This is a genomic window from Rhodopseudomonas sp. BR0M22, assembly GCF_010907035.1.
GTDB lineage: Bacteria > Pseudomonadota > Alphaproteobacteria > Rhizobiales > Xanthobacteraceae > Rhodopseudomonas.
In genome coordinates, this window is the sequence record NZ_QUMK01000014.1 from 17,379 (window position 1) to 39,792 (window position 22,414).

At 65.7% G+C, this 22,414-nt stretch carries 18 protein-coding genes; 9 read left to right on the plus strand and 9 right to left on the minus strand.

All coding sequences use genetic code 11. The annotated features are described in order from the left end of the window. Nucleotides 1–2: 2 nt before the first annotated feature. The 4 genes from DY468_RS06385 to argG all read left to right on the plus strand — a co-directional run bounded on the left by DY468_RS06385 (nt 3) and on the right by argG (nt 3,310). Nucleotides 3–596, plus strand: coding sequence for an HD domain-containing protein (locus tag DY468_RS06385; RefSeq protein ID WP_164603479.1), 594 nt, complete (start codon nt 3–5; stop codon nt 594–596). Next, nucleotides 596–1,096, plus strand: a complete 501-nt coding sequence (locus DY468_RS06390; protein WP_164603481.1) for a hypothetical protein — start codon at nt 596–598, stop codon at nt 1,094–1,096. The genes DY468_RS06385 and DY468_RS06390 overlap by 1 nt, the downstream gene beginning before the upstream one ends. Beyond that, a complete protein-coding gene (locus DY468_RS06395; protein WP_164603483.1) occupies nt 1,093–1,872 on the plus strand; it encodes a phosphatase PAP2 family protein in 780 nt (259 codons plus the stop codon). Before DY468_RS06390 ends, DY468_RS06395 begins: the two co-directional genes overlap by 4 nt. Nucleotides 1,873–1,972: 100 nt before the next feature. Next, a complete protein-coding gene (argG, locus tag DY468_RS06400) occupies nt 1,973–3,310 on the plus strand; it encodes an argininosuccinate synthase (protein WP_164603485.1) in 1,338 nt (445 codons plus the stop codon). Between the two features lie 158 nt (nt 3,311–3,468). Here argG and DY468_RS06405 read toward each other — a convergent pair whose 3' ends face one another. Then, nucleotides 3,469–5,706, minus strand: a complete 2,238-nt coding sequence (locus DY468_RS06405; RefSeq protein WP_164603487.1) for a putative bifunctional diguanylate cyclase/phosphodiesterase — start codon at nt 5,704–5,706, stop codon at nt 3,469–3,471. 370 nt (nt 5,707–6,076) lie between these two features. Here DY468_RS06405 and mepA point away from each other — a divergent pair, with 370 nt between their 5' ends. Next, entirely contained in the window at nt 6,077–7,039 is a 963-nt protein-coding gene (mepA, locus tag DY468_RS06410) for a penicillin-insensitive murein endopeptidase (protein WP_164603489.1), read from the plus strand. A 26-nt stretch (nt 7,040–7,065) separates the two neighbouring features. Here the strand turns inward: mepA and DY468_RS06415 are convergent, their stop codons facing one another. Then, nucleotides 7,066–8,859, minus strand: coding sequence for a potassium/proton antiporter (locus DY468_RS06415; protein ID WP_164603491.1), 1,794 nt, complete (start codon nt 8,857–8,859; stop codon nt 7,066–7,068). 194 nt (nt 8,860–9,053) lie between these two features. Between DY468_RS06415 and map the strand changes: the two genes are divergently transcribed. After that, on the plus strand, nt 9,054–9,878 hold the full coding sequence (gene map, locus DY468_RS06420; RefSeq protein ID WP_164603493.1) for a type I methionyl aminopeptidase: 825 nt from the start codon (nt 9,054–9,056) through the stop codon (nt 9,876–9,878). A gap of 323 nt (nt 9,879–10,201) precedes the next feature. Here map and ku read toward each other — a convergent pair whose 3' ends face one another. Further along, complete coding sequence (ku, locus tag DY468_RS06425) at nt 10,202–11,200, minus strand: non-homologous end joining protein Ku (RefSeq protein WP_164603495.1); 999 nt, start codon at nt 11,198–11,200, stop codon at nt 10,202–10,204. Between the two features lie 108 nt (nt 11,201–11,308). On the opposite strand from ku, the gene DY468_RS06430 reads away from it, so the two are divergent. After that, a complete protein-coding gene (locus DY468_RS06430; RefSeq protein ID WP_114360167.1) occupies nt 11,309–11,551 on the plus strand; it encodes a hypothetical protein in 243 nt (80 codons plus the stop codon). Between the two features lie 105 nt (nt 11,552–11,656). Then, nucleotides 11,657–12,376: a RadC family protein gene (gene radC / locus DY468_RS06435; protein ID WP_164603564.1), complete on the plus strand. Its 720-nt coding sequence runs from the start codon at nt 11,657–11,659 to the stop codon at nt 12,374–12,376. 82 nt (nt 12,377–12,458) lie between these two features. Here radC and DY468_RS06440 read toward each other — a convergent pair whose 3' ends face one another. The 5 genes from DY468_RS06440 to DY468_RS06460 form a co-directional block, all read right to left on the minus strand. Beyond that, complete coding sequence (locus tag DY468_RS06440) at nt 12,459–13,259, minus strand: crotonase/enoyl-CoA hydratase family protein (RefSeq protein ID WP_164603496.1); 801 nt, start codon at nt 13,257–13,259, stop codon at nt 12,459–12,461. A gap of 145 nt (nt 13,260–13,404) precedes the next feature. Then, nucleotides 13,405–14,856 carry a glycogen synthase GlgA gene (glgA, locus tag DY468_RS06445; RefSeq protein WP_164603497.1) on the minus strand — a complete coding sequence of 484 codons (1,452 nt, stop codon included), beginning with the start codon at nt 14,854–14,856 and terminating at the stop codon, nt 13,405–13,407. A gap of 2 nt (nt 14,857–14,858) precedes the next feature. Further along, nucleotides 14,859–16,121 (minus strand): glucose-1-phosphate adenylyltransferase, encoded by a 1,263-nt coding sequence (glgC, locus tag DY468_RS06450; RefSeq protein WP_164603498.1) that lies wholly within the window; start codon nt 16,119–16,121, stop codon nt 14,859–14,861. Nucleotides 16,122–16,388: 267 nt separating this feature from the next. Beyond that, on the minus strand, nt 16,389–18,701 hold the full coding sequence (locus DY468_RS06455) for an FdhF/YdeP family oxidoreductase (protein ID WP_164603499.1): 2,313 nt from the start codon (nt 18,699–18,701) through the stop codon (nt 16,389–16,391). Between the two features lie 119 nt (nt 18,702–18,820). Then, a complete protein-coding gene (locus tag DY468_RS06460) occupies nt 18,821–19,759 on the minus strand; it encodes a 1-phosphofructokinase (protein ID WP_164603500.1) in 939 nt (312 codons plus the stop codon). A gap of 224 nt (nt 19,760–19,983) precedes the next feature. Here DY468_RS06460 and DY468_RS06465 point away from each other — a divergent pair, with 224 nt between their 5' ends. Beyond that, nucleotides 19,984–21,264, plus strand: a complete 1,281-nt coding sequence (locus DY468_RS06465; protein ID WP_164603501.1) for an alpha-glucosidase/alpha-galactosidase — start codon at nt 19,984–19,986, stop codon at nt 21,262–21,264. 204 nt (nt 21,265–21,468) lie between these two features. Here DY468_RS06465 and DY468_RS06470 read toward each other — a convergent pair whose 3' ends face one another. Next, a complete protein-coding gene (locus DY468_RS06470; protein ID WP_164603503.1) occupies nt 21,469–22,293 on the minus strand; it encodes a universal stress protein in 825 nt (274 codons plus the stop codon). Nucleotides 22,294–22,414 lie beyond the last annotated feature (121 nt).

The window sequence follows — 22,414 nt, forward strand, 5'->3', positions numbered from 1 at the left end:
CCATGCTGCCCGCCGACGAGATCAAGGGCGTGCTGGCCTTCCTGCGCGAAGCCGAACGCCTCAAGAGCGTGATCCGCAGCGGCTACACGTCCACCGGCCGCCCCGAGAGCACCGCCGAACACACCTGGCGTCTGTGCCTGATGGCGATGCTGCTGGCCGACGGGCTCGGCGATATCGATGTGGCGCGCCTGTTGAAGATCTGCATCGTCCACGATCTCGGCGAAGCCCTGCACGGCGACGTTCCTGCGGTCGCACAAGTGGAGGGCGACGACAGAGCCGCACGGGAGCGCGCCGATATCGAAACTCTGACGCAGCCGCTCGACGACAGGCGCCGCGCTGAGATTCTGGCTCTGTGGCACGATTACGAGACCGGAGCCTCGCCGGAAGGGCGGCTCGCCAAAGGGCTCGATAAGCTCGAAACCATCCTGCAGCACACGCAGGGTCTCAACCCGGCCGAGTTCGACTACGCGTTCAATCTCGACTACGGCACCAGGCAGACCGCGGTGCACCCCCTGCTCCGAACCATCCGCGCCGAACTCGACACCGACACCAGGGCGCGGATGGCGGCGCAGCAATCTTCCGGAGCGACCCGCTGATGGCGTTGATCGGCCGCCTGTTCGTGATCGCGATCGGCTTTCTGTTCGCCTCGATCGCCGCCGGTATGGTGGTGGTCGGGATGCTGCTGTTTCCGGAGCTCAGCCAGATCGCCGACGGGCCGATCGACCCCGACGCCCTCAACATCATCATGGGCTTCGGCTTCATCTTCGTGTCCGGCTTCGCGCTGCTGCCGGCGCTGGTGGTGGTACTGATCACCGAGGCGTTCTCGATCCGCAGCGCGCTGGCCTATGCGATCGGCGGCGCGCTGGTCGGGGTCGCGTGCTATCTCGGCCTGGTGCCGTTCGATCCGGCGACCCTGCATTTCGACGGCATCATCCGCCGCCACCTCGAAATCATGACCGGGGCCGGCATCGTCGGCGGCATGGTGTATTGGCTGGTCGCCGGCCGCAACGCCGGCGCTTGGCGCGATCCGCCCCGCCGGCGCGCGCCATTGCCGCCTTCCCAACCCGCACCGCCTCCGGTAAATCGCGCGCCATGAATCGTAACGGACTTCTCATCGCGCTGGCGCTGTTCGCCGTCATTGGGCTGACTTTCGGGCTGTTTCCGGAGCTCGATCTCTGGCTCGCGGGGCTGTTCTACGACCCTGTCGCCAAGACCTTCCCGCTGCGCGCGATGCCGGACCTCGAATTCGCCCGCGACTTTGCGATGTGGATCGCCTGGGCGATCGCGGCACCGTCGATCTTCGCGCTGGTCTACAAGATGATCCGCCCGGACCGGCCGCTGGTGATGCCGGGCCGCACGGTCGCGTTTCTGCTGATCAGCATCACGCTGTCGGCCGGCGTCCTCACCAACATGACCTTCAAGAGCCATTGGGGCCGGCCGCGGCCGGCCGCGGTGACCGAATTCAACGGCCCGTGGCAGTTCAAGGCGTGGTGGGACAATTCCGGCGCCTGCCCGAAGAACTGCTCGTTCTTCTCCGGCGAGGGCGCCACCGCCTATTGGACCTTCGCGCCCGCGGCCCTGACCCCGCCGGCGGTGCGCCCTTACGCCTATGCGGCGGCCTTCACCTTCGGCACCGTCACCAGCGGGCTGCGGATGGCGTTCGGCGGGCACTTCTTCACGGACGTCGCGATCGCCGGCCTCGTCACCTTCCTGGTGATCTGGCTGCTTTACGCACTGATCTACCGCTGGGCCTGGAGCCGGACCTCGGACGAGGCAATCGACGCGGCGCTGACCCGCGCGTTCTGGCCGCTGTACCGGCTGCGGCTGAAGAAATGGCGCGGCCAGGACATCGGCCCGGCGCCGGCCGCCTGAGCCGCATCCGCACCTCCGCCGCGATTAAACGCGTGCCGCTGGCCGCGAAGTTTGGTATGCGCGCAGCAACCGCAACTGCTTCAACCGATTGGGACTTCCAATGACTACGATCTTGAAAAGCCTGCCCAAGGGCGAAAACGTCGGCATCGCTTTCTCAGGGGGTCTCGATACCAGCGCGGCGCTGCTGTGGATGAAGCAGAAGGGCGCCAAGGTGTTCGCCTATACGGCGAACCTCGGCCAGCCCGACGAGGCGGACTACGACGCGATCCCGCGCAAGGCGATGGAATTCGGCGCCGAGAAGGCCCGGCTGGTCGATTGCCGCACCCAGCTAGTGCACGAAGGCATCGCGGCGATCCAGGCCGGCGCCTTCCACGTCTCGACCGGCGGCATCGCGTATTTCAACACCACCCCGCTCGGACGCGCCGTCACCGGCACCATGCTGGTGTCGGCGATGAAGGAAGACGGCGTCAACATCTGGGGCGACGGCTCGACCTACAAGGGCAACGACATCGAGCGGTTCTACCGCTACGGCCTGCTGACCAACCCTGCGTTGCGGATCTACAAGCCCTGGCTCGACCAGCAGTTCATCGACGAACTCGGCGGCCGCGCCGAGATGTCGGCGTTCATGACCTCGCACGGCTTCGCCTACAAGATGAGCGCCGAGAAGGCGTATTCGACCGACAGCAACCTGCTCGGCGCCACCCACGAGGCCAAGGATCTCGAACACCTCGACAGCGGCATCAAGATCGTCAACCCGATCATGGGCGTTCCGTTCTGGCGCGACGATTGCGCGGTCAAGGCCGAGGCGGTCACGGTGCGGTTCGAGGAAGGCCAGCCGGTCGCGCTCAATGGCCAGACCTTCACGGATCCGGTCGCGATGTTCTACGAAGCCAATGCCATCGGCGGCCGCCATGGCCTCGGCATGAGCGATCAGATCGAAAACCGCATCATCGAAGCCAAGAGCCGTGGCATCTATGAAGCGCCCGGCATGGCGCTGCTGCACATCGCCTATGAGCGGCTGGTCACCGGCATTCACAACGAAGACACCATCGAGCAGTACCGCATCAACGGCATGAAGCTCGGCCGGCTGTTGTATCAGGGCCGCTGGTTCGACTCGCAGGCGCTGATGCTGCGCGAGACCGCGCAGCGCTGGGTCGCCCGCGCCGTCACCGGCGAAGTGACGCTGGAGCTGCGCCGCGGCAACGACTACTCGATCATGAACACCCAGAGCCCGAACCTGACCTATGCGCCGGAGCGGCTGAGCATGGAGAAGGTCGAGGACGCGCCGTTCACGCCGGCGGACCGCATCGGCCAGCTCACCATGCGCAACCTCGACATCACCGACACCCGCGCCAAGCTCGGCCTCTACGCCAAGACCGGCCTGCTGTCGTCCGGCGAAGGCACCCCGATCCCGCAGCTGGAAAACGACAAGGGCTGATAGTAGCTCAGCGTCATTCCGGCGAGGACGCGATCCTGACCGCCGCGGGCCCGGGAAGCGACCGCGTTCGCGGCTGGGTGGAGAACGCCGACGTGTTCCGGGTGATGGCGGATGCGCTGGGGCTCGGCGCCCAGTCCAAATAGTCCGCGGCGCGACGCTTACGCTACCCGCGCCGACCCCATCGCGAACTGCGCGCCGGCGGGCGCGCCGCTCTGCTGCAGTTCGAGCAGCCCGGTGATTTCCGCGTTCGGACGCGCCTGACTGAACAGGAATCCCTGCGCTTCCTGACAGCCTTCGGCGCGCAGCCAGCTCAGCTCCCCCTCGCTCTCGACGCCCTCGGCCGTAATGGTGACGCCGAGACCGGTGCCGAGGCTGATGATCGAACGCACGATCGCCTGAGACTCACGGTTGTCGCACAGCCCGCGGACGAACGACTGATCGATCTTGATCTTGTCGAACGGGAAGCTGCGCAAGTAGCTGAGCGACGAGTAGCCGGTGCCGAAATCGTCCATCGAGATCCGCACCCCGAGCGCGCGGAGCGCATGCAGCGTCGCCAACACCTGGCTGCTCTTATCGAGCAGCAGCGTCTCGGTGATTTCCAGCTCGAGCCGCCGCGGCGGCAGGCCGGATTGCTTCAGCGCGTCCATCACGACCGAGAGCAGATTGCCGACACGGAATTGCAGCGGCGATAAATTCACGGCGACGCGGACGTCGTCGGGCCAGTGCGCGGCGTCCATACAGGCCGACCGCAGGACCTGCGCGCCGATGGCGTTGATCAGGCCGGTGTCCTCGGCGACCGGAATGAACTCCGCCGGCGAGATCATGCCGCGCTCCGGATGCGGCCAACGCACGAGAGCTTCGCTGCCGGTGATGCGGCCGTCGGTGAGGCGGACCAGCGGCTGATAATACGGGCGCAGCACTTCATGCTGCAGCGCTGCGCGCAGATCGGTCTCGATCTTGCGGCGAGCCTGAGCCCGTGCGTCCATCCCCACTTCGAAGAAGCTGAAGGTGCCGCGGGTGTCCTTCTTGGCGCGCGACAACGCCATGTCGGCGTTCATCAGCAGCTTTTCGGAATCGTCGCCGTCGCCGGGCGCCACCGCGATGCCGATACTGGCGCCGACGACGACCGAGTGGCCCTGCAGCAGATAGGGTTCGGCGATCGCATGCAGCAGCCGCTTGGCGAGCAGCACGATGTCCTCGGGCCGCTTGATACCCGTCTGAACCACCGCGAATTCGTCGGAGTTGAGCCGCGCCAGCGGATCTTCCTCGCGGAGCGTCGAGCGCAGTCGGCGGGCAACGCCCCGCAACAGCTTGTCGCCGATCGCGTGGCCGAGCGTGTCGTTGACCGCCTTGAAATTGTCGATGCCGACGAACAGAACCGCGATCTTCTCGCCGGTGCGGCGGGTCTGGATCAACAGCTCGTCCAGCCGCTTGCGCAGCGAATTGCGGTTCGGCAGCCCGGTGAGCCCGTCGTGATGCGCCATGAAGGCGAGCCGCATTTCGGCGCGCTTGCGCTCGGTGATATCCATCAGCGCCAGCAGTACCGCCGGCTCGCCATTGTAGGTGAGCTGACGCGAGTAGATCGCCAGGTCGATCAGCGAGCCGTCGGCCTTGACGTGCTTCCAGGTCTTGGCGGTGCGCTCCTCGCGCGTGTGGTCGCCGGCCCAGGGCAGCTCGGTCTCGAACGCCTGCAGCCGGCGGATGTTCAGCGACGCGAACTCGGTGGGCGAGTAGCCATAGTGCTCCACCGCCGCGTCGTTGACCGCAAGAATGCGCTCGTCGTTCAGTTCACAGACGATCATCGGCACCGGATTGCTGTCGAACATCAACCGGAACGATGCTTCGCGCTGCTTCAGCTCGGTGATGTCGACGCGCAGACCGATGATGCCGCCGTCGGAGGTGGTACGTTCTTCGATCTGGATGCAGCGGCCGTCGGCCAGCACCTGCTCGTGGCTCGGCCCCGGATTGAACATCCGCTGCAGGCGTTCGTCGATCCATTCCTCTTCGCGGCCGACTGCTTCCGGGTAGTCGCCCCGCGCGATGCCGATTCGCATCGTGTCTTGAATGCGCGCACCGGGCTCGAACTGATCGGCGCTGGCCTTGTAGATTTCGGCGTAGCGCTTGTTCCACAGAATGTAGCGCCCATCCGCATCCAGAAAAACGATACCCTGCGGAAGAATATCGATCGCTTCACGCAGCCGGGCGTGCGACCGCCGAGCTTCTTCGAGTGCGGCTTCGACCGCACGCTCGCCGTCGACCAGCTCGACCGGCTTCGATGACCGCCGCAGTCTCGACATCAGTTTTGGCGCAGACGCATGGTACCGAAGCGCCTTGGCGCCTTCGGCGGCCGGACGGATTCGAGCCGTCTTCTTTTTCTTCAGCCGGACTTGCGGCATGCACCACGCCCCACCACCACGCAAATGACGCCCTAGTTGTGCAATAAGTGTCTGAAAAAATTGTATAACGGCAGGGATGTCGCAGCCCCACCGGATCTCGGACCCATGCAACATGCCCGCCGGACAGGCAGTTCAAGAGCGGCACTACGGTGCGGTGCGACCGCCAATCGATCCGATCGGGAGATTTTCGGCCGGTTTCCCCGTTTCGTGCCCAAGCGGTGTGCGGGCCGACCAGGGGCGCCCCAAATTGCGCCAGAATCGGAGAGGGTTAGCAGAGCCTTAAGTGCAGGCCGAAGCAGCCCGGCTCAGCACGCGCGGCAGGGTCGACACAGTAAGCACGGGCGACCGCCGCATGCGGTATAGTGGTCCTATGCGCCGTGCGATTCTCGATGCTCCGAAACTGCTCGCCACATTGCTGGTGACGATCCCCCTGTGGGTCGCGATCGCAGAAGCCCAGGACAAGGGTACGCTTCATCCGAAGCCGCTGCCGCCGCTGGCAAATCCGAGCGACCCGAATCTTGCGGCGCGCGAATTGTTCGCCCGCAAATTGCGACCGGCCGCGATGCCGCCGCAGCCGGTCGGCTTCTACGCCAAGGGCTGCCTGGCGGGCGGCGAGGCGCTGCCGATCAATGGCCCGACCTGGCAGGTGATGAGACTGTCGCGGAACCGCAATTGGGCGCTACCCGAGACCGTCAGACTGCTTGAGCGCGTCGCCGAGAGGGCCCATGAGCAGGCCGGTTGGCCGGGCATCCTGGTCGGCGACATGTCGCAGCCGCGCGGCGGCCCGATGCTGACCGGGCACGCCAGCCATCAGGTCGGACTCGACGCCGACATCTGGCTGACCCCGATGCCGAACCGGCAGCTATCCCGCAACGAGCGCGAGGAGATGTCGGCGGTGATGATGGTGCGCCGCGACCGGCTCGACATCGAGCCGTCGGCCTGGACGCCGACGCATTGGAAGGTGATCCGCGCTGCGGCGCTGGAGCCGCGGGTGGAGCGGATCTTCGTCAACGCGGCGATCAAGAAGGCGTTGTGCCGCGAAGCGAGGGGCGACCGCAGCTGGCTGCACAAGGTGCGGCCGATGTACGGTCACGATTATCACTTCCACATCCGGCTGAGCTGTCCGCCCGGCGTGGAGGGCTGCGTGACGCAGCCGGAGCCGCCGGCCGGCGAAGGCTGCAGCGCCTCCGACTTCGCCTATTGGTTCAGCGACGCGGTGCTGCACCCGAAGCCGCCGACCAAGCCGCCGAAACCGCGGCACCAGCTCACCCTGTCGGAACTGCCGGCCGAGTGCGGCGCGGTGCTGGCCGCGCCGGACAAGAAGCAGGACTGAATCTTGGTCGCGCGAGGTCGCTCCCGCTAGACTCCGGCCAGCAACGACCAGACTTCGGACAGCTTGGTCTTGATTTTGGCGAGCCTGCTCGGCGGCGGCGCCTCGTCGTCATCTTCGGGCAATCGCAGGCCGACCACATTGACCCGGCCGCCGCCGAGGCTGCGCGCCACCAGTACGATCGAATCCAGCGGCAGTGTTGCGCCGACGACCGGGGCCTGATCGAGATGGATGTCGAAGTAATCGGCCAGCGTCAGCGCCTCCTGGCCGGGCGTCACACTGATCCCGTAGGCGGCTGCGAGATCGCCGAGCGACGTTTCGCCCGGCACGATGAAGTCGCCGAGCAGATGTGGGTCCGGCGCGGCCGAAGGCGGCATGTCGACGAAGAACCGGTCGAGTGCCGCGGCCTTCTCCGGCGGCGCCAGCAGATAGATGTAGTCGCCGGGAGTGATCGGCTCGGCTTCTTCCGGAGTGAGAATCCGTTCGTCGCGAATCACCAGCGTCGGTTTCGACCAGGAGGGAATCAGTCCGCGCTTCAGATACAGGCTCTTCGGCCGCACCGCGTAACCGACGAGCTGTTGTTCGAGCTGGCCGGGCAGATCCAGCTCGATGCGCCGCGGCCCGCGATCGGTCCGCGGCAGCGCGACATGCAGCTTGCGGGCCGCCGGCGCCAGGGTCCAGCCCTGCAGCATCAGCGAAATCAGCACCACCACAAAAGCAACGTCGAAATACAAGTAAGCCTTCGACAGACCGACCAGCATCGGGATCGACGCCAGAAAGATCGCGACCGCGCCGCGCAGGCCGACCCAGGCGATGAACAGCCGCTCCCGCCAATTGAAGCGGAACGGTGCCAGACAGACGAACACGGCGACCGGCCGCGCCACCAGCATCAAGGCCAGCGCGATCACCACCGCCGGCCCGATGCTGCCCATCAGCCGCTGCGGCGAGACCAGGAGGCCGAGCAGCACGAACATCACGATCTGCGCCAACCAGGTGGCGGCATCGAGAAACGCCACGACCGAGTTGTGGGCCCGTGTCGGCTGATTGCCGATGATCATGCCGGCCAGATACACCGCGAGAAATCCCGAGGCGTGCGAGATCTGCGCGGCGCCGAATACCACCAGCGCAGCGGTGGTGACAAACGGCGCATGCAGACCCTGCGGCAGCGCGACGCGATTGAGCGCCATCACCACGACGCGGCCGCCGACCACGCCGATCACCGCGCCGAGCGCCGCCTCGCGGACGAACTCGATCAGCACGTGCAGGATCGAGCTTTCGCCGCGGGTGATCAGCTCGACCAGCATCAGGGTCAGGAACACGGCGAACGGATCGTTGGTGCCGGATTCGACTTCCAGCGTGGCGCCAACGCGCGGGCGCAGCCGCAGACCCTGGGCGTGCACCAGCAGAAATACCGCCGCCGCGTCGGTCGAGGCAACGACGGCACCGGCCAGCAGCGCCTCGACCCAGCCCAGATCGAGCATGTATTTGGCCACCGGCGCGGTGAGAAGCGCCGTCAGCAAGACGCCGAACGTGGCCAGCCCCATCGACGGCGCCAGCACCGCCTTGATGCTGGAGAAGCGGGTTTTCAGGCCGCCGTCGAACAGGATCAGCGCCAGCGCCACCGAGCCGACGAGGTAAGTGCTGCCCAGATCGTTGAAATTGAGCCCACCCGGGCCGGAATCGCCGGCCAGAATGCCGATCACCAGGAACACCAGCAGCAGCGGCGCGCCGAACCGCAGCGCCAACAGGCTCGACAGGATTCCCGCCATCACCAGGACCGAGCCGAGCAGAATGGCGATGCTGACCGAGTCGAGGGACTCCATTGCCTCTCTGCGATTTGGTGAGGGTGTGCGTGTTCATCCTTAACGTTGCCGGATTGCGTCGCCAAGAGAACATTGCCGCATCGCCCGGCCATGTCCGGGGGGCGACGCAGACGGCCGGCCCCCGCGCTTGCTGCGACGGGCCGCGATCACTAGATTGGCGTCAAATCACCCGCTTCCTCAAAAGACTGGTCCGCATGAGCTACGTCGACGCCACCGAAACCGCCCAGCGCAAGACCGGGCAGATCAAGCTGCACGGCCCCGCCGGTTTCGCCGGCATGCGCAAGGCCGGCCAATTGGTGGCACGTTGCCTCGACGAGCTGGTCGACATCGTCAAGCCAGGGGTTCCTACCTCCAAGATCGACGACTTCGTGCGCGAGTTCGCCTTCAGCCATGGCGCCTATCCGGCGACGCTGATGTACCGCGGCTATCGCTACTCGACCTGCACCTCGCTCAACCATGTCGTCTGCCACGGCATGCCGGGCGACCGGCCGCTGAAGGAAGGCGACATCGTCAATGTCGACGTCACCATGATCCTCGACGGCTGGTACGGCGATTCCAGCCGGATGTATCCGGTCGGGCCGATCGCCCGCAAAGCCGAGCGGCTGATCGACGTCACCTACGAGTCGCTGCTGCGCGGCATCGCGGCGGTGAAGCCGGGCGCCACCACCGGCGACATCGGCCACGCCATCCAGAGCTTCGTCGAACCGCAGCAGATGAGCGTGGTGCGCGACTTCTGCGGCCACGGCCTCGGCCGCCTGTTCCACGACGAGCCGAACATCATCCATGTCGGCAGCCCGGGGCAGGGCGCTGTGCTGAAGCCCGGCATGTTCTTCACCATCGAGCCGATGATCAATCTCGGCAAACCCTATGTGAAGATCCTGTCCGACGGCTGGACCGCAGTGACCCGCGACCGCTCGCTGTCGGCGCAGTTTGAACACTCGATCGGCGTCACCGAAGACGGCTGCGAGATCTTCACGGCTTCGCCCAAGGGCCTCGACAAGCCGCCGTTCCAGAGCTGACCGGGTCCATCGCGCAGCCGCCGCAGCATCGGCAAACGCCGCCTCAGCGCGGTGCCGACGCTGAAGAGTCAATTCAGTGCTCGCGTCGCCCTCACCCCACCCCTCTCCCGCAGGCGGGAGAGGGAGCTGGCTGCCTGCGGGGTTAAGTAATACATTTCGAGCGGACGCAGAGTGGCGGCCACCGCCTGTTCCAAACCAAGCTCTCTTCCTAACTACGGCTCTCTCGCTGAGCCACAGCCCCTCCCGATGCACAGCGCGCTCCCTCTCCCGCGTGCGGGAGAGGGCTGGGGTGAGGGCAACGCGGACATTGATGTTGTGATGAACTAACCGGCCTTCCGGGCTTTAGGCCCCGCCAGGCTCCGCGCCGGCTTCCTTGCCTTCGCCGGTTCTTCCTTCGCCTTGGCGGCGCCGTTCCCCGCAATCGGCAGCAGCATTTCCTTTTGGCCAGGCGCGGTCTTGCGCGTCTTGGCACGGGCGGGCTTGGCGGGGGCCAACTTCTTGGCGGCCCCGGATGAGGCCGACTTCTTCGCCGCCGGCGCTGACTTCCCGGAATCGCCGAGGCTCCTGCGCAGCGCGTCCATCAGGTCGACGACGTTGTCGCCGCGGGGCCTTGCCTGCGGCTTGACCGGCTGTCCGGCCATCTTGCTGTTGATCAGTTCGGTGAGGGCGCTTTCGTAGTGATCTTCGAACAGATCGGGCTGGAAGTGGCCGGACTTCTGCTCGACGATATGTTTGGCGAGATCGAGCATATCCTTGGTGATCTTGACGTCCTGGATGTCGTCGAAATAATCGCCGGCATCGCGCACCTCGTAGGGATAGCGCAGCAGCATCCCGACCAGGCCTTTGTCGCGCGCTTCAAGCGCGATGACGTGCTCGCGATTGGTCAGTACCACCCGCGCCAGCGCCACCTTGTCCATGCTGCGGATGGTTTCGCGGATCACCGCATAGGCATCGTGGCCGACCTTGCCGTCCGGCACCAGGTAATACGGGCGGACCAGATACAGATCGTCGATCTCCGCGCGCGGTACGAACTGATCGATTTCGATGGTGCGGGTCGACTCCAGCGCGATGTTGTCCAGCTCGTCCTTGGTGACCTCGATGTAGCTGTCGGTATCGACCTTGTACCCCTTCATGATCTCGTCGGCCGGCACCTCGTCGCCGGTCTCGGCATCGACCTTCAGGTATTTGATCCGATGCCCGGTGGTCCGGTTGATCTGGTTGAAGCTGATCTTTTCGGAATCCGACGTGGCCGGGTAGAGCGCTACCGGGCAGGTCACCAAAGACAACCTCAGAAAGCCCTTCCAGTTGGCGCGCGGGGCCATGACGCATACTCCACTGCTACTCGAACCGGACTCAAAGCCGGAAGGACTCGGATTCGTTCCCCGGACCGACTATCTTGCGTGCCGAGGAGCGTCAGCGGAGCCGCCGCCATGGTCGATCGTCCCCGGGAATTGCCGCGCGATCTTGCAACGCGGATGGCGCGGCGCAGCACGCCGGCCGACGGCTTCCTGCGCGAGACCTTCGTGCTGCCTCGGCCCGCCGCCCGCGCCAAGGCGAAGGCGTTTCTCGAGGCCTGGCCCAAGGCTGCCTACATGAGCAGCGTCGAGAGCTGGCGGGAACTGCCGGGCGACACCATCGAATTCACGATGCGCCGGCTGCCCAGCGCCGATTAGCGTCCCGGAACTCTGTTGGCCGCCCGCAGCAAGCCGCGGATTCGGGTTGCAAAAGCCACGCAGCACGGCAAGGTTGTGCGAAACGAGATGTGCGCGGCCATGGACATGCCGACAGACAACGCCGAGCGACTGCAGACGCCGGGATTTGCCGAAGCCCCGCATTATCATGGCCATCGCGAACGGCTGCGGGAGCGGTTTCGCGAGGCCGGCGCCGATGCGCTGTCCGATTACGAATTGCTCGAGCTGGTGCTGTTCCGGGCGCTGCCGCGCCGGGACGTCAAGCCGCTGGCCAAGGCGCTGATCGCCAGGTTCGGCTCGTTCGCCGAGGCGGTGCAGGCGCCGGCCGAGCGGCTGCGGGAAGTCGGCGGGCTCGGCGATGCCGCCGTGATCGAGATGAAGCTGGTCGCGGCTGCGGCGGCGCGGGTCACCAAGGGGCAGGTGAAGCAGCGCACCGTGCTGTCGTCGTGGTCGGCGGTGATCGACTATTGCCGCACCACCATGGCGTTCGCCGACAAGGAGCAGTTCCGGATTCTGTTTCTCGACAAGCGCAACCAGCTGATCGCCGACGAGCTGCAGCAGGTCGGCACGGTGGACCACACACCGGTGTACCCGCGCGAGATCGTCAAACGCGGGCTGGAACTGTCGGCCACCGCGGTGATCATGGTGCACAATCACCCCTCCGGCGATCCGACGCCGTCGCAGGCCGATATCCAGATGACCAAGTCGATCATGGCGATCGCCGAGCCGCTCGGCATCGCGGTGCACGACCATATCATCGTCGGCAAGAACGGCCACGCCAGCCTCAAAGGGCTGAGGCTGATTTGAGGCAATCCACGACGCCTCCGCCGTCATTGCGAAGAGCCGAAGCCGACGACGCAATGACGGAGGAGGGCCGCGGCGGTCTCAACTACTCGCCGGCCTGCTTGAACGCGCCGTGGCGGCCTTCGCCTTGCGCGAAGCGGGTGGCGCCGGACAGAGTTTCGCCGGACTGGATCACTTTCAGTCCGCCGCGCATCTCGTTCATGATCGCGTCTTCTTCCGGCAGGTCCCATTGCTGGAAGGCGGACAACCTGTCGGCGCGGAGGCAGGTCTGCGGGAACTCGGAGATCTGCTTGGCGAGCTCGATCGCGCGCGGCAGCGCCTCACCGCGCGGCACCAGACGGTTGGCGAGCCCGATGCGGTGGGCTTCGTCGGCCGCCACCGGACGGCCGGTGAGAATCAGATCCATCGCCTGCGAGTGACCGATCAGCCGCGGCAGCCGGATGGTGCCGAGGTCGATCAGCGGCACACCGAAACGTCGGCAGAACACCCCGAAGGTGGCGTCTTCGGCGACCACGCGCATATCGGCCCACAACGCCAGCTCGAGGCCACCAGCGACCGCAAAACCTTCGACCGCGGCGATCACCGGCTTACCCAGCCGCAGCCGGCTCGGCCCCATCGGCGCCAGAGTATTGTGACCGGCGATTTCGCGCTTCTTTTCGGCATCCCCCGCCGCCACCGCCTTCAGATCGGCCCCGGCGCAGAACGTGCCGCCTGCACCGGTGAACACCGCCACCGAGGCGGCCTCGTCGGCATCGAAGGCCAGGAAAGCGTCGTACAGCTTCTTGGCGGTGGCGCCATCGACGGCGTTGCGGCGCTCGGGGCGATTAATCGTCACGATAGTCACCGGACCATCGCGTTCGATCAGCACGGTATCCTGGCCGGGCATGGGTTTCTCCCTTGTTGTCGTTCGCGTCCCTTGGCGGGATCGTCGTGACAGTATCGCTGTCACGAGCCGCGATGGCGATCAAGACCATCGCGGCAGCAGGCTCAGATGCGCGAGATGCTGGCTCAGCTTGCGGGGCGGCGGGGGCTCAGCGCTCCGCCACCAGATCGCGATACAGCTTCGCGTAGTGCTGGGCGGGGTTCTTCCACGACACATCGGTGGTCATGCCGTTGATCTGCAGATTGCGCCAGGCCGCATGGTCGGCAAACAGCGCATGGGTCTTGGCCAGCGCCTTGATGAGCGCCTGCGCGGTCACCGGCGTGAACTGCACCCCGGTCGCGACCCCGGTCGCCGTCGCCATCTCATTGGCATCCACCACCGTATCCGCCAGCCCGCCGACGCGTGCCACCACCGGCACCGCGCCATAGCGCAGCGCGCAGAGCTGAGTCAGCCCGCAAGGCTCGAAGCGCGACGGCACCAGCAGCGCGTCGGCGCCGGCCTGCACCTGGTGAGCCAGCGCCTCGTCGTAGCCGATCACCACACCGACCTGGCCCGGATATTTGCGCGCCGCATCGCTGAACGCAGCCTCGAGCGGCGCGTCGCCGGCACCGAGCAGCGCGAGCTGATCGCCGCTCCCGACCAGCGCGGGCAGCGCTTCGAGCAGCAGATCGAGCCCCTTCTGCCAGGACAGCCTGCTGATCACGCCGTACAGCACGCCACCGGTGTCGTGGCTGAGGCCGAACCGTGCCTGTACCGCCTGCTTGTTGCGGGCGCGGGCACCGATGCTCTCGATGTCGTAGGTCGCAGCAATCAGCGCGTCGTTCGCCGGATTCCAGACGTCGGTATCAATGCCGTTGAGGATGCCGGACAATTTCGTCCCGCGCAGCCGCAACAGACCATCCAGCCCCATTCCGGCCTCGGGTCCCTGGATCTCCATCGCGTAGCTCGGCGAGACCGTTGTGATGCGGTCCGAGAGCTGCAATCCGGCCTTGAGATAACCGATCGTGCCGTAATACTCGACGCCATCCATGGCGAAGGCGCGCTGCGGCAGCCCGAGCTTGCCGAGCAGGTCCGCCGGAAACTGGCCCTGATAGGCGAGGTTATGGATGGTGAAGATCGTCTTCGGTACAGGCCGGCCGCTGTATTTCAGATAGGCAGGCACCAGACCGGCCTGCCAATCATGGGCATGCAGCACGTCCGGCGCATAGGTCGGCAGCAGCCCCTGGCCGATCGCCGCACCGACCTTCGCCAGCGCGGCGAAGCGCATCGCGTTGTCGGGCCAATCCTTGCCGTCGACGCCGACATAGGGATTGCCGGGGCGGGCATAGAGATGCGGCGCGTCGAGCACCAGCAGATCGAGGTCGTCGCAGCGCGCCGACAAAACACGGGCGGTGCCGCCGAACAGATCGTCGAAGCCGTAGACGGGCTGCGGAGCCTCGATCCCGCCGAGCACCGCCGGATAGCCCGGAATCAGCGTGGTGACTGCGACATCGTTGGCCTGCAACGCCGCCGGCAGGGCACCGGCGACATCGGCGAGCCCGCCGGTCTTGATCAGCGGAAAGATTTCCGACGCGATCGACAGCGCCGTGATGGATTTCATGGCTATTGCTCGAGTTTCTCGATCATCGCCCGGGTGATCAGGCAGATGCCGTTGTCGGTGCGCCTGAACCGCTTGGCGTCGAGTTCAGGGTCTTCGCCGACAACCAGACCGGGCGGCAGTTTGACTTCGGCGTCGACCACGACATTCGTCAGCCGGCACGACCGCGCGATATCCGCATAGGGCAGCACAACGGTGTTCTCGACGTGCGAATAGGAATGCACCCGGACGCCGGTGAACAGCAGCGAATGCCGCAGCGACGCACCCGAGATGATGCAGCCGCCGGACACCAGCGACGATACCGCTTCACCGCGGCGGCCTTCCTTGTCGTGGACGAATTTCGCCGGCGGCGTGATCTCCCCATAGGTCCAGATCGGCCATTCCCGATCGTACAGATCGAGCTGCGGCACGATATCGGTCAGATCGATGTTCGCCGCCCAATAGGCATCGACCGTTCCGACGTCTCGCCAATAGCTGGTCGCCTCGGAATTCGAGCGCCGGCACGACTTGTTGAAGTGATGCGCCACCGCTTTGCCGTGCTTGACCAGATAAGGAATGATGTCCTTGCCGAAATCGTGCGACGAATTCGGGTCGGCGTCGTCGCGGCGCAGCTCGTCGAGCAGAAACTTGGTCTCGAACACATAGATGCCCATGCTGACCAGCGCCTTGTCGGGCTTGCCGGGCATTGCCGGCGGATCGGCGGGCTTTTCCAGGAACGAGATGATGCGGTCGGTTTCATCGACATGCATCACGCCGAATGCGGTCGCCTCCTGGCGCTCGACTTCGAGGCAGCCGACAGTGACGTCGGCGCCCTGCTCGACGTGCTGCTGCAGCATCTTCTCGTAGTCCATCTTGTAGACGTGGTCGCCGGCCAGCAGCACGATGAACTTCGGATCGTAGCTTTCGATGATGTCGATGTTCTGGAACACCGCATCGGCAGTGCCCCGATACCACATCTCCTCGGAGACGCGCTGGCTCGCCGGCAGGATGTCGAAGCTCTCGTTGCGCTCGGGGCGGAAGAAGTTCCAGCCGCGCTGCAGATGCCGAATCAGGCTGTGCGCCTTGTATTGCGTGGCCACTGCGATTCGGCGAATGCCGGAGTTCAGCGCATTCGACAGCGCGAAATCGATGATGCGTGACTTGCCGCCGAAATACACCGCAGGCTTGGCGCGCCAGTCGGTCAGCTCCATCAGCCGGCTGCCACGTCCCCCTGCCAGCACGTAAGCCATTGCGTGGCGGGCGAGCGGAGCGGTGACACCTTGACTCATGCGGCCTCTCATTCCAGCGGCCGGTAACCGGCCATTCCCACTTTGCAATCGCGTCTCACGCGGTTCGACGGCGATGTCGCAGCGCCGCATAGTGGCTGACGCGTGCAGGCCTTGCAATGCCAGCCAACCGTGTGTCGATGCAACACGCATCGTGCGGTCGGAACCGGTAATCAGGCCGCGGCGTCACGCCGTGGCCGAGCGTGCATACTGTCGCGGATTAATCGAGCGGCGTGAACTGGCGATGACGTGGATCAAGCCTGCGCGCGGTCAGGTTCGGATCCGCACCGGCACCGATTTCGCAGCCGGCGTCTTCGATTGACCGTCGTGATGCCAGAGCGGCATCAGCGGATTCATCTCCGGATAATAGGCGCCGAGACAGCCATCCGGCAGCCTGAACGGCGTCACGCGCAGCGGACCGACTTCGCGATGAACCCCATCGCCGGCATCGCCTTCGAGCCAGACGTCCTGGCCCTCCGTCAGGCCGGCGCGCGCAATCTCGTCCGGGTTAATCAGCAGCACGTCGCGGCGGCCTTCGATGCCGCGCAGCCGGTCGCTCATGCCGTAGATCGTGGTGTTGAACTGGTCGTTCGATCGCATCGTGATCAACCGGTAGCGTCCGGGGGCGTCCGCGAAGCCGATCGAATTCAAGCGCTCAGGCGTGGTGAACTCCGCCTTGCCGCTCTCGGTCTTCCAGATCCGCCCGCGCGCAGCGTTGCCCTTGTAGAATCCGCCCGGGGTGAACATCCGCGCATTGAAGTCATGGAACATCTCCGGATAGGTCTCGGCGATCAGGTCACGCACCAGACCGTAGTCGCCGACCCAGTCGTCCCATCTCACCTTCGGATTGTCGGGCAGCGTGGCCTTGGCGATCCCGGCGATGATCGCCAGCTCCGACTTCAGATGCTCGCTGGCCGGCTGGCGCAGCCCGACCGAGCCTTGAATGCAGCTGAACGTATCTTCCATCGTCACCGCCTGCGGGCCGCTGGCCTGGATGTCCTGCTCGGTGCGCCCCAGGCAAGGCAGCAGATAGGCCGCCTTGCCGTTGACCAGATGGCTGCGATTGAGCTTGGTGGCGATCTGCACGGTGAGCTGCATCCGCGTCCAGGCGTCTTCCATGGCGTCACGCTCGGGAATTGCCCGAATGAAATTGCCGCCGAGCCCGATGAAGGCTTTGACGCTGCCCTCGATGAGGCCGTGGCAGGCTTCCACGGTATTCATGCCCTTGTCACGCGGCGGGTCGAATCCGAACTGCTCGGCCATCTTGTCGAGCGGGACCAGCTCGGGCTTTTCGGAAATGCCCACGGTGCGCTGGCCCTGCACGTTGGAATGGCCGCGCACCGGCGAGATGCCGGTGCCGTCCCGGCCGATATTGCCCTTCAGCAGCAGCAGATTGACGAACATCGCCACGTTGAGGAAGCCGTGGGCGTGCTGGGTCAGGCCCATGCCGTAGATGCCGATGACGCGCTCGGCCTTCACATAGACCTCGGCGGCGCCCTCGATCGCCGCACGGGTCAGGCCGGACTCGGCTTCGATCTCGTCCCACGGCGTCGCGCGAACCTTGGCTTCGAACGCATCGAATCCATGCGTATGCGCCTTGATGAAATCGGCGTCGATCACGCGCCGGCCGTCGCGCCTGGCCTCGTCGTCGCGCGCGAAGACGTGCTTGCACAGGCCGGTCAGGACGGCGATGTCGCCGCCGACCTTGACCTGATGATACTGGCTGCTGATCCGGGTCTCGCGCCCGGTGAGCATCTCGGCCGGATTTTGCGGATTGACGAAGCTCTCGAGCCCTTTCTCGCGGACGGGATTGAAGGTGACGATCTCGACGCCGCGCTTGGCGGCCTCCTGCAGCGGATGCAGGAAGCGGGGGCTGTTCGATCCGGTGTTCTGGCCGAAGAACAACATCGCGTCGCATTTCGACAGGTCGTCGAACACGACGGTGCCGACGCCGACCCCGAGCAGCTTCTTCAGCGCCACCGAGGTGGTTTCGTGACACATGTTGGAGCTGTCGGGCAGATTGTTGTGGCCGTACAGCCGCGCGAACAGCGCGTACAGATATGAGGTCTCCAGGCTGGCGCGGCCCGACGCATAGAAGATCACCGATTTCGGATCGAGCGATCGCAGATGCTTGCCGATCGCCTGAAACGCTTCGTCCCACGAACACGGCACATAATGATCGGTCGCGGCGTCGTAGCGCATCGGATGGGTGAGCCGGCCCTGCATCTCGAGATCGTAGTCGGACCAGCCCCGCAGCTCGGTGACGCTGTGCTCGGCGAAGAACTCCGGCGTGCAGCGCGCACTGGTCAGCTCCCACAGCGTCGCCTTGGCGCCGTTCTCGCAGAACTCAAATGTGTGGTGGTCGGCAGGCTTGGCCCAGGAGCACGACACGCACATGAAGCCTTTCGGCTTGTTCTGGCGCATCAGGGTTTCGATCGCGGCCGGCGAGCTCCACTCCTTGCCGAAGATTCGGCTGATCCCCTGCAGCGAGCCCCAGCCGCCGGCGGGACCGTCATATGTGACCGTGCCATCGGCGCCGTCGGGAATTTCGGTGTCGTTCAGTCGGGATTCGTCTTGTGACATGCGAACTCCTGGCAAGGCGCCGCCAGCCAATGCGGCACGTCAACCAGGGGTTCCGCGAACAGTTCCTGCACGGCGCGGCAAAACCGCGCGATCAGGCAAGGCGCCGACGCAGGATTGGCTCAGATCGGCTCGATGATCACCTGCGCGTAAAGCCGCTCGACCTCGGCGGGCCCGCATAGTTGCGTGCCGTGGACCGTCAGGGTCGCCGTGGCTGCCGCGAGGCCGAGGCGGAAGGCGTCCGCGATCGAGCCGCCCTGTGCGACGTGGTGGGCGATTGCGCCGAGGAAGCTGTCGCCGGCGCCGATGGTCGACACCGCCGTCACCGGCAGCGCCGGCGACCGCAGCGCCTCGTCCTTGGTGACCAGCAGCGCGCCGAGATGGCCGAGCGACAGCGCCACGATCTCGACCTGGCCGGCCGCAATATGCGCGCGCGCGGCGTCGACCCATTCCTTCTCGCAGCCGAGCGGCCGGCCGGCGAGTTCCTGCATCTCGCGCAGGTTCGGCTTGATCAGGGTGACGCCCTGCGCCAGCGCCGCGGTCAGCGGCTTGCCGGAGGTATCGAGGAAGAACTTGGCGCCGAGCTGCTTGGCCACCGCGGCAGCCTGCGCGTAGAAATCGACCGGCACGCCCGGCGGCAGGCTGCCGCTGCCGACCACGATCTTCGGTGCCGGCGAGGTTGCCGCCAAGGCATCGAGCATACCGCGCCATTCGTGCTCGGCGAGCGGCAGGCCAGGCAGCACGAAGCGGTATTGTTCGCCGGTCGCGTTCTCGCTGACCGAGAAGTCCTCGCGCGTCTCCGCCACCGCTTCGACGATCCGGCTCGGGACGTTCTCTTCGTCGAGCAGCAGCTTCAAGAGCTTGCCGGTGAAGCCGCCGGCTGGAAACACCGCCTCGACGTCGCCGCCGAACCGCTTCACCACCCGCGCCACGTTGATGCCACCGCCGCCGGGATCACGCTTCTGCGCCGCGCAACGCAGCTTGCGGCTCGGCACCAGACGCTCGACCGACGTCGACAGGTCGACCGCAGGATTGGGCGTGAGGGTGACGATGTCGACCATCGTGGGGCGGGCTCCGAATTGAGGGGTTCTGAAAGTGCCGAATGGCGGGCGGGGAGGCGCAGTGTGGCGTGGCCATGTGCCGACGCCGTTGATCGGGGTCAAGATCGCGACCGCACCGTTGCGGTTCACTCATCGAGCGCCGTAGCCTGCAGCCACGCTGCAACGCCCGCGCAGATGTGCCCGTCAAATGCCGGCAATCGGCCTGCTGATGGAGACGAGCCGAGATGGCCAACACCACCAAGATCGTGTTCCTCGGCGCTTCCAGTGCGTCGTTCGGTCTCAGCATGTTTCGTGACCTGTTCGCGTCGCCGGTGCTGGCCGGTTCGACGCTGACGCTGGTCGGACGCAATCCGGAAACGCTCGGCCGAATGACCGAGCTGGCGAAGCTGATGAACGCGAGGTCGGGCGCCGGACTGATCATCGAACAGACCACCGACCGCCGCGCCGCACTCGACGGCGCCGGCTTCGTCATCAACGCCACCGCAATCGACCGCAACCGGCTGTGGAAGCAGGACTTCGAGGTGCCGAAGAAGCACGGCATCCGCCACACCCTCGGCGAGAACGGCGGCCCGGGCGGATTGTTCTTCACGCTGCGCACGCTGCCCTTGGTGTTCGACTTCATCCGCGACATCGAGGAGCTGTGCCCGAACGCGTTGTTCCTCAACTACTCCAATCCCGAGAGCCGGATCATTCTGGCGCTCGGCCGCTACACCAAGGTGCGCCACATCGGGCTGTGCCACGGCATCTTCATGGGCCGCGACGCGGTCGCCTACATCATGCAGATGCCGCGCGACGAGATCGAAGTGTGGGGCGCCGGGCTCAATCACTTCCAGTGCTTGACCGCGATCCGCCACCGCGACACCGGGGAAGATCTGTATCCGCGGTTTCGCGCCGCCGAGCAGAGCTTCGATCCGGATGCCTGGCGGTTCACGCGGCGGCTGTATCGCGCGTTCGGCTACTGGCTGACCTGCAGCGACGATCACCTCGGCGAGTATCTGCCGTATGGCTGGGAAGCCGGCGAGAAGGGCTACGATTTCGACCAGGACGAACGCTGGCGCGGCGAATTTCTGACCCAACTGAACGGGGTGCTCGGCGGCACCATGCCGATTCCGCAATGGTGGACCGAGCCCTCGGGCGAGCGCGGCGCCGCGGTGATCGCCGCGATGCTGCACAACCAGAAGCGCTTCATCGAATCCGGCATCGTGCTCAATCGCGGCGTGATCCCCAACCTGCCCGCCGAGCTGGCGGTTGAAGTCCCGGTAACAGTGGACGCCGCCGGCGTGCATCCGGTGTCGCTCGGGCCGCTGCCCGACCCGATCGCCAAGCTGATGCTGATGCAGGCCAGCGTGCAGCAGCTCGCCGTCGAGGCCGCCGTCCACGCCTCGAAAGAACTGGCCCTGCAGGCGCTGCTGATCGACCCGGTGGTCAACTCGGCGGTCGCGGCCGAGAAGATCCTGGACGAGCTGTGGGAGATCAACCGGCCGTATATTCGGCAATGCGTGTAGGATTACTTCGCCACGCACTTCCCTGATTGCGAGCGAAGCGTAGCCTTTCAGCGGTCATTCCGGGGCGCTTGCGTGAGCAAGCGAACCCGGAATCCCGACGTCGTGGAAACCGCCGAGTGCGCAACAATCTCGGGATTCCGGGTTCGCGCTGCGCGCGCCCCGGAATGACGGTGAGGAGTTCGGCCAGAGTGCCGAACGACCGCCTCAGTGCGACATCAGCACCGGCACGGTCATCGACGTCAGCATCTCGCGGGTGACGCCGCCGAGCACGAATTCGCGCAGGCGGGAGTGGCCGTAGCCGCCCATCACCAGCAGATCGGCAGACGAATCGGCGACGTGCGACAGGATGGTGGCGGCGACGCCGATGTCCGGGGCCGTGATGGTCTTGATGTCGACCTTGACGTCGTAGCGCGCCAAGTGATTGGCCATCTCGATGCCGCGCAGCTCATTGGGATCGCGCACCTTGTGGTCGCGCACGATCAGCAGCTCGACCTGGCCGGCGCGGCGCAGGAACGGCTTGGCGTCGTTGATGGCGCGCGTGGCGGCGCGGCTGCCGTCCCAACAGCAGATCACCCGATCGAGTTTCGGCGCGGCCTTCTGGATGTAGGGCACGATCAGCAGCGGCCGGCCGGAATCGAACAGCACCTGCTCGATCAGGATGTCGTTGTCGCCGTTCTCGGCGTCGGACTGCATGATCACCGACAGGTCGAACCGTCGCGCCATCTTGGGGAAGCGTCCCGAGGTGCCATAGGCGGTCTCCAGCAGATGATGCTCGGCCGAGACGCCCTCGCGTTTGCAGGCGGCTTCGAACTGCACGACCGCGGCGCGCGCCGCTTCCTCGCTCGCCGCCAGCATCTTGCTCAGCACGTCGGACGGGAAGTCCGGCATGGTGAAGCTCGGCAACGAATCATAGGCGAAGCAGCAACCGGCCACATGGGCGTTGAACATTTCGGCGACGCCGATCGCGATATCCACGATCTGCTGGCGCTCCTTGCTACGTTCGAGATTGACGATGAGATCCTTGATCATGTCGCGCTCCCCGGCTGCGTCTTGTTGGATTTGACTCGAATGGATCGAGAATGAGAGGCCGTGACGGGCGCCAGCGGCCAATCTTCGAACTTCTAGCACCGCCTTTATTCTAGACCGATGA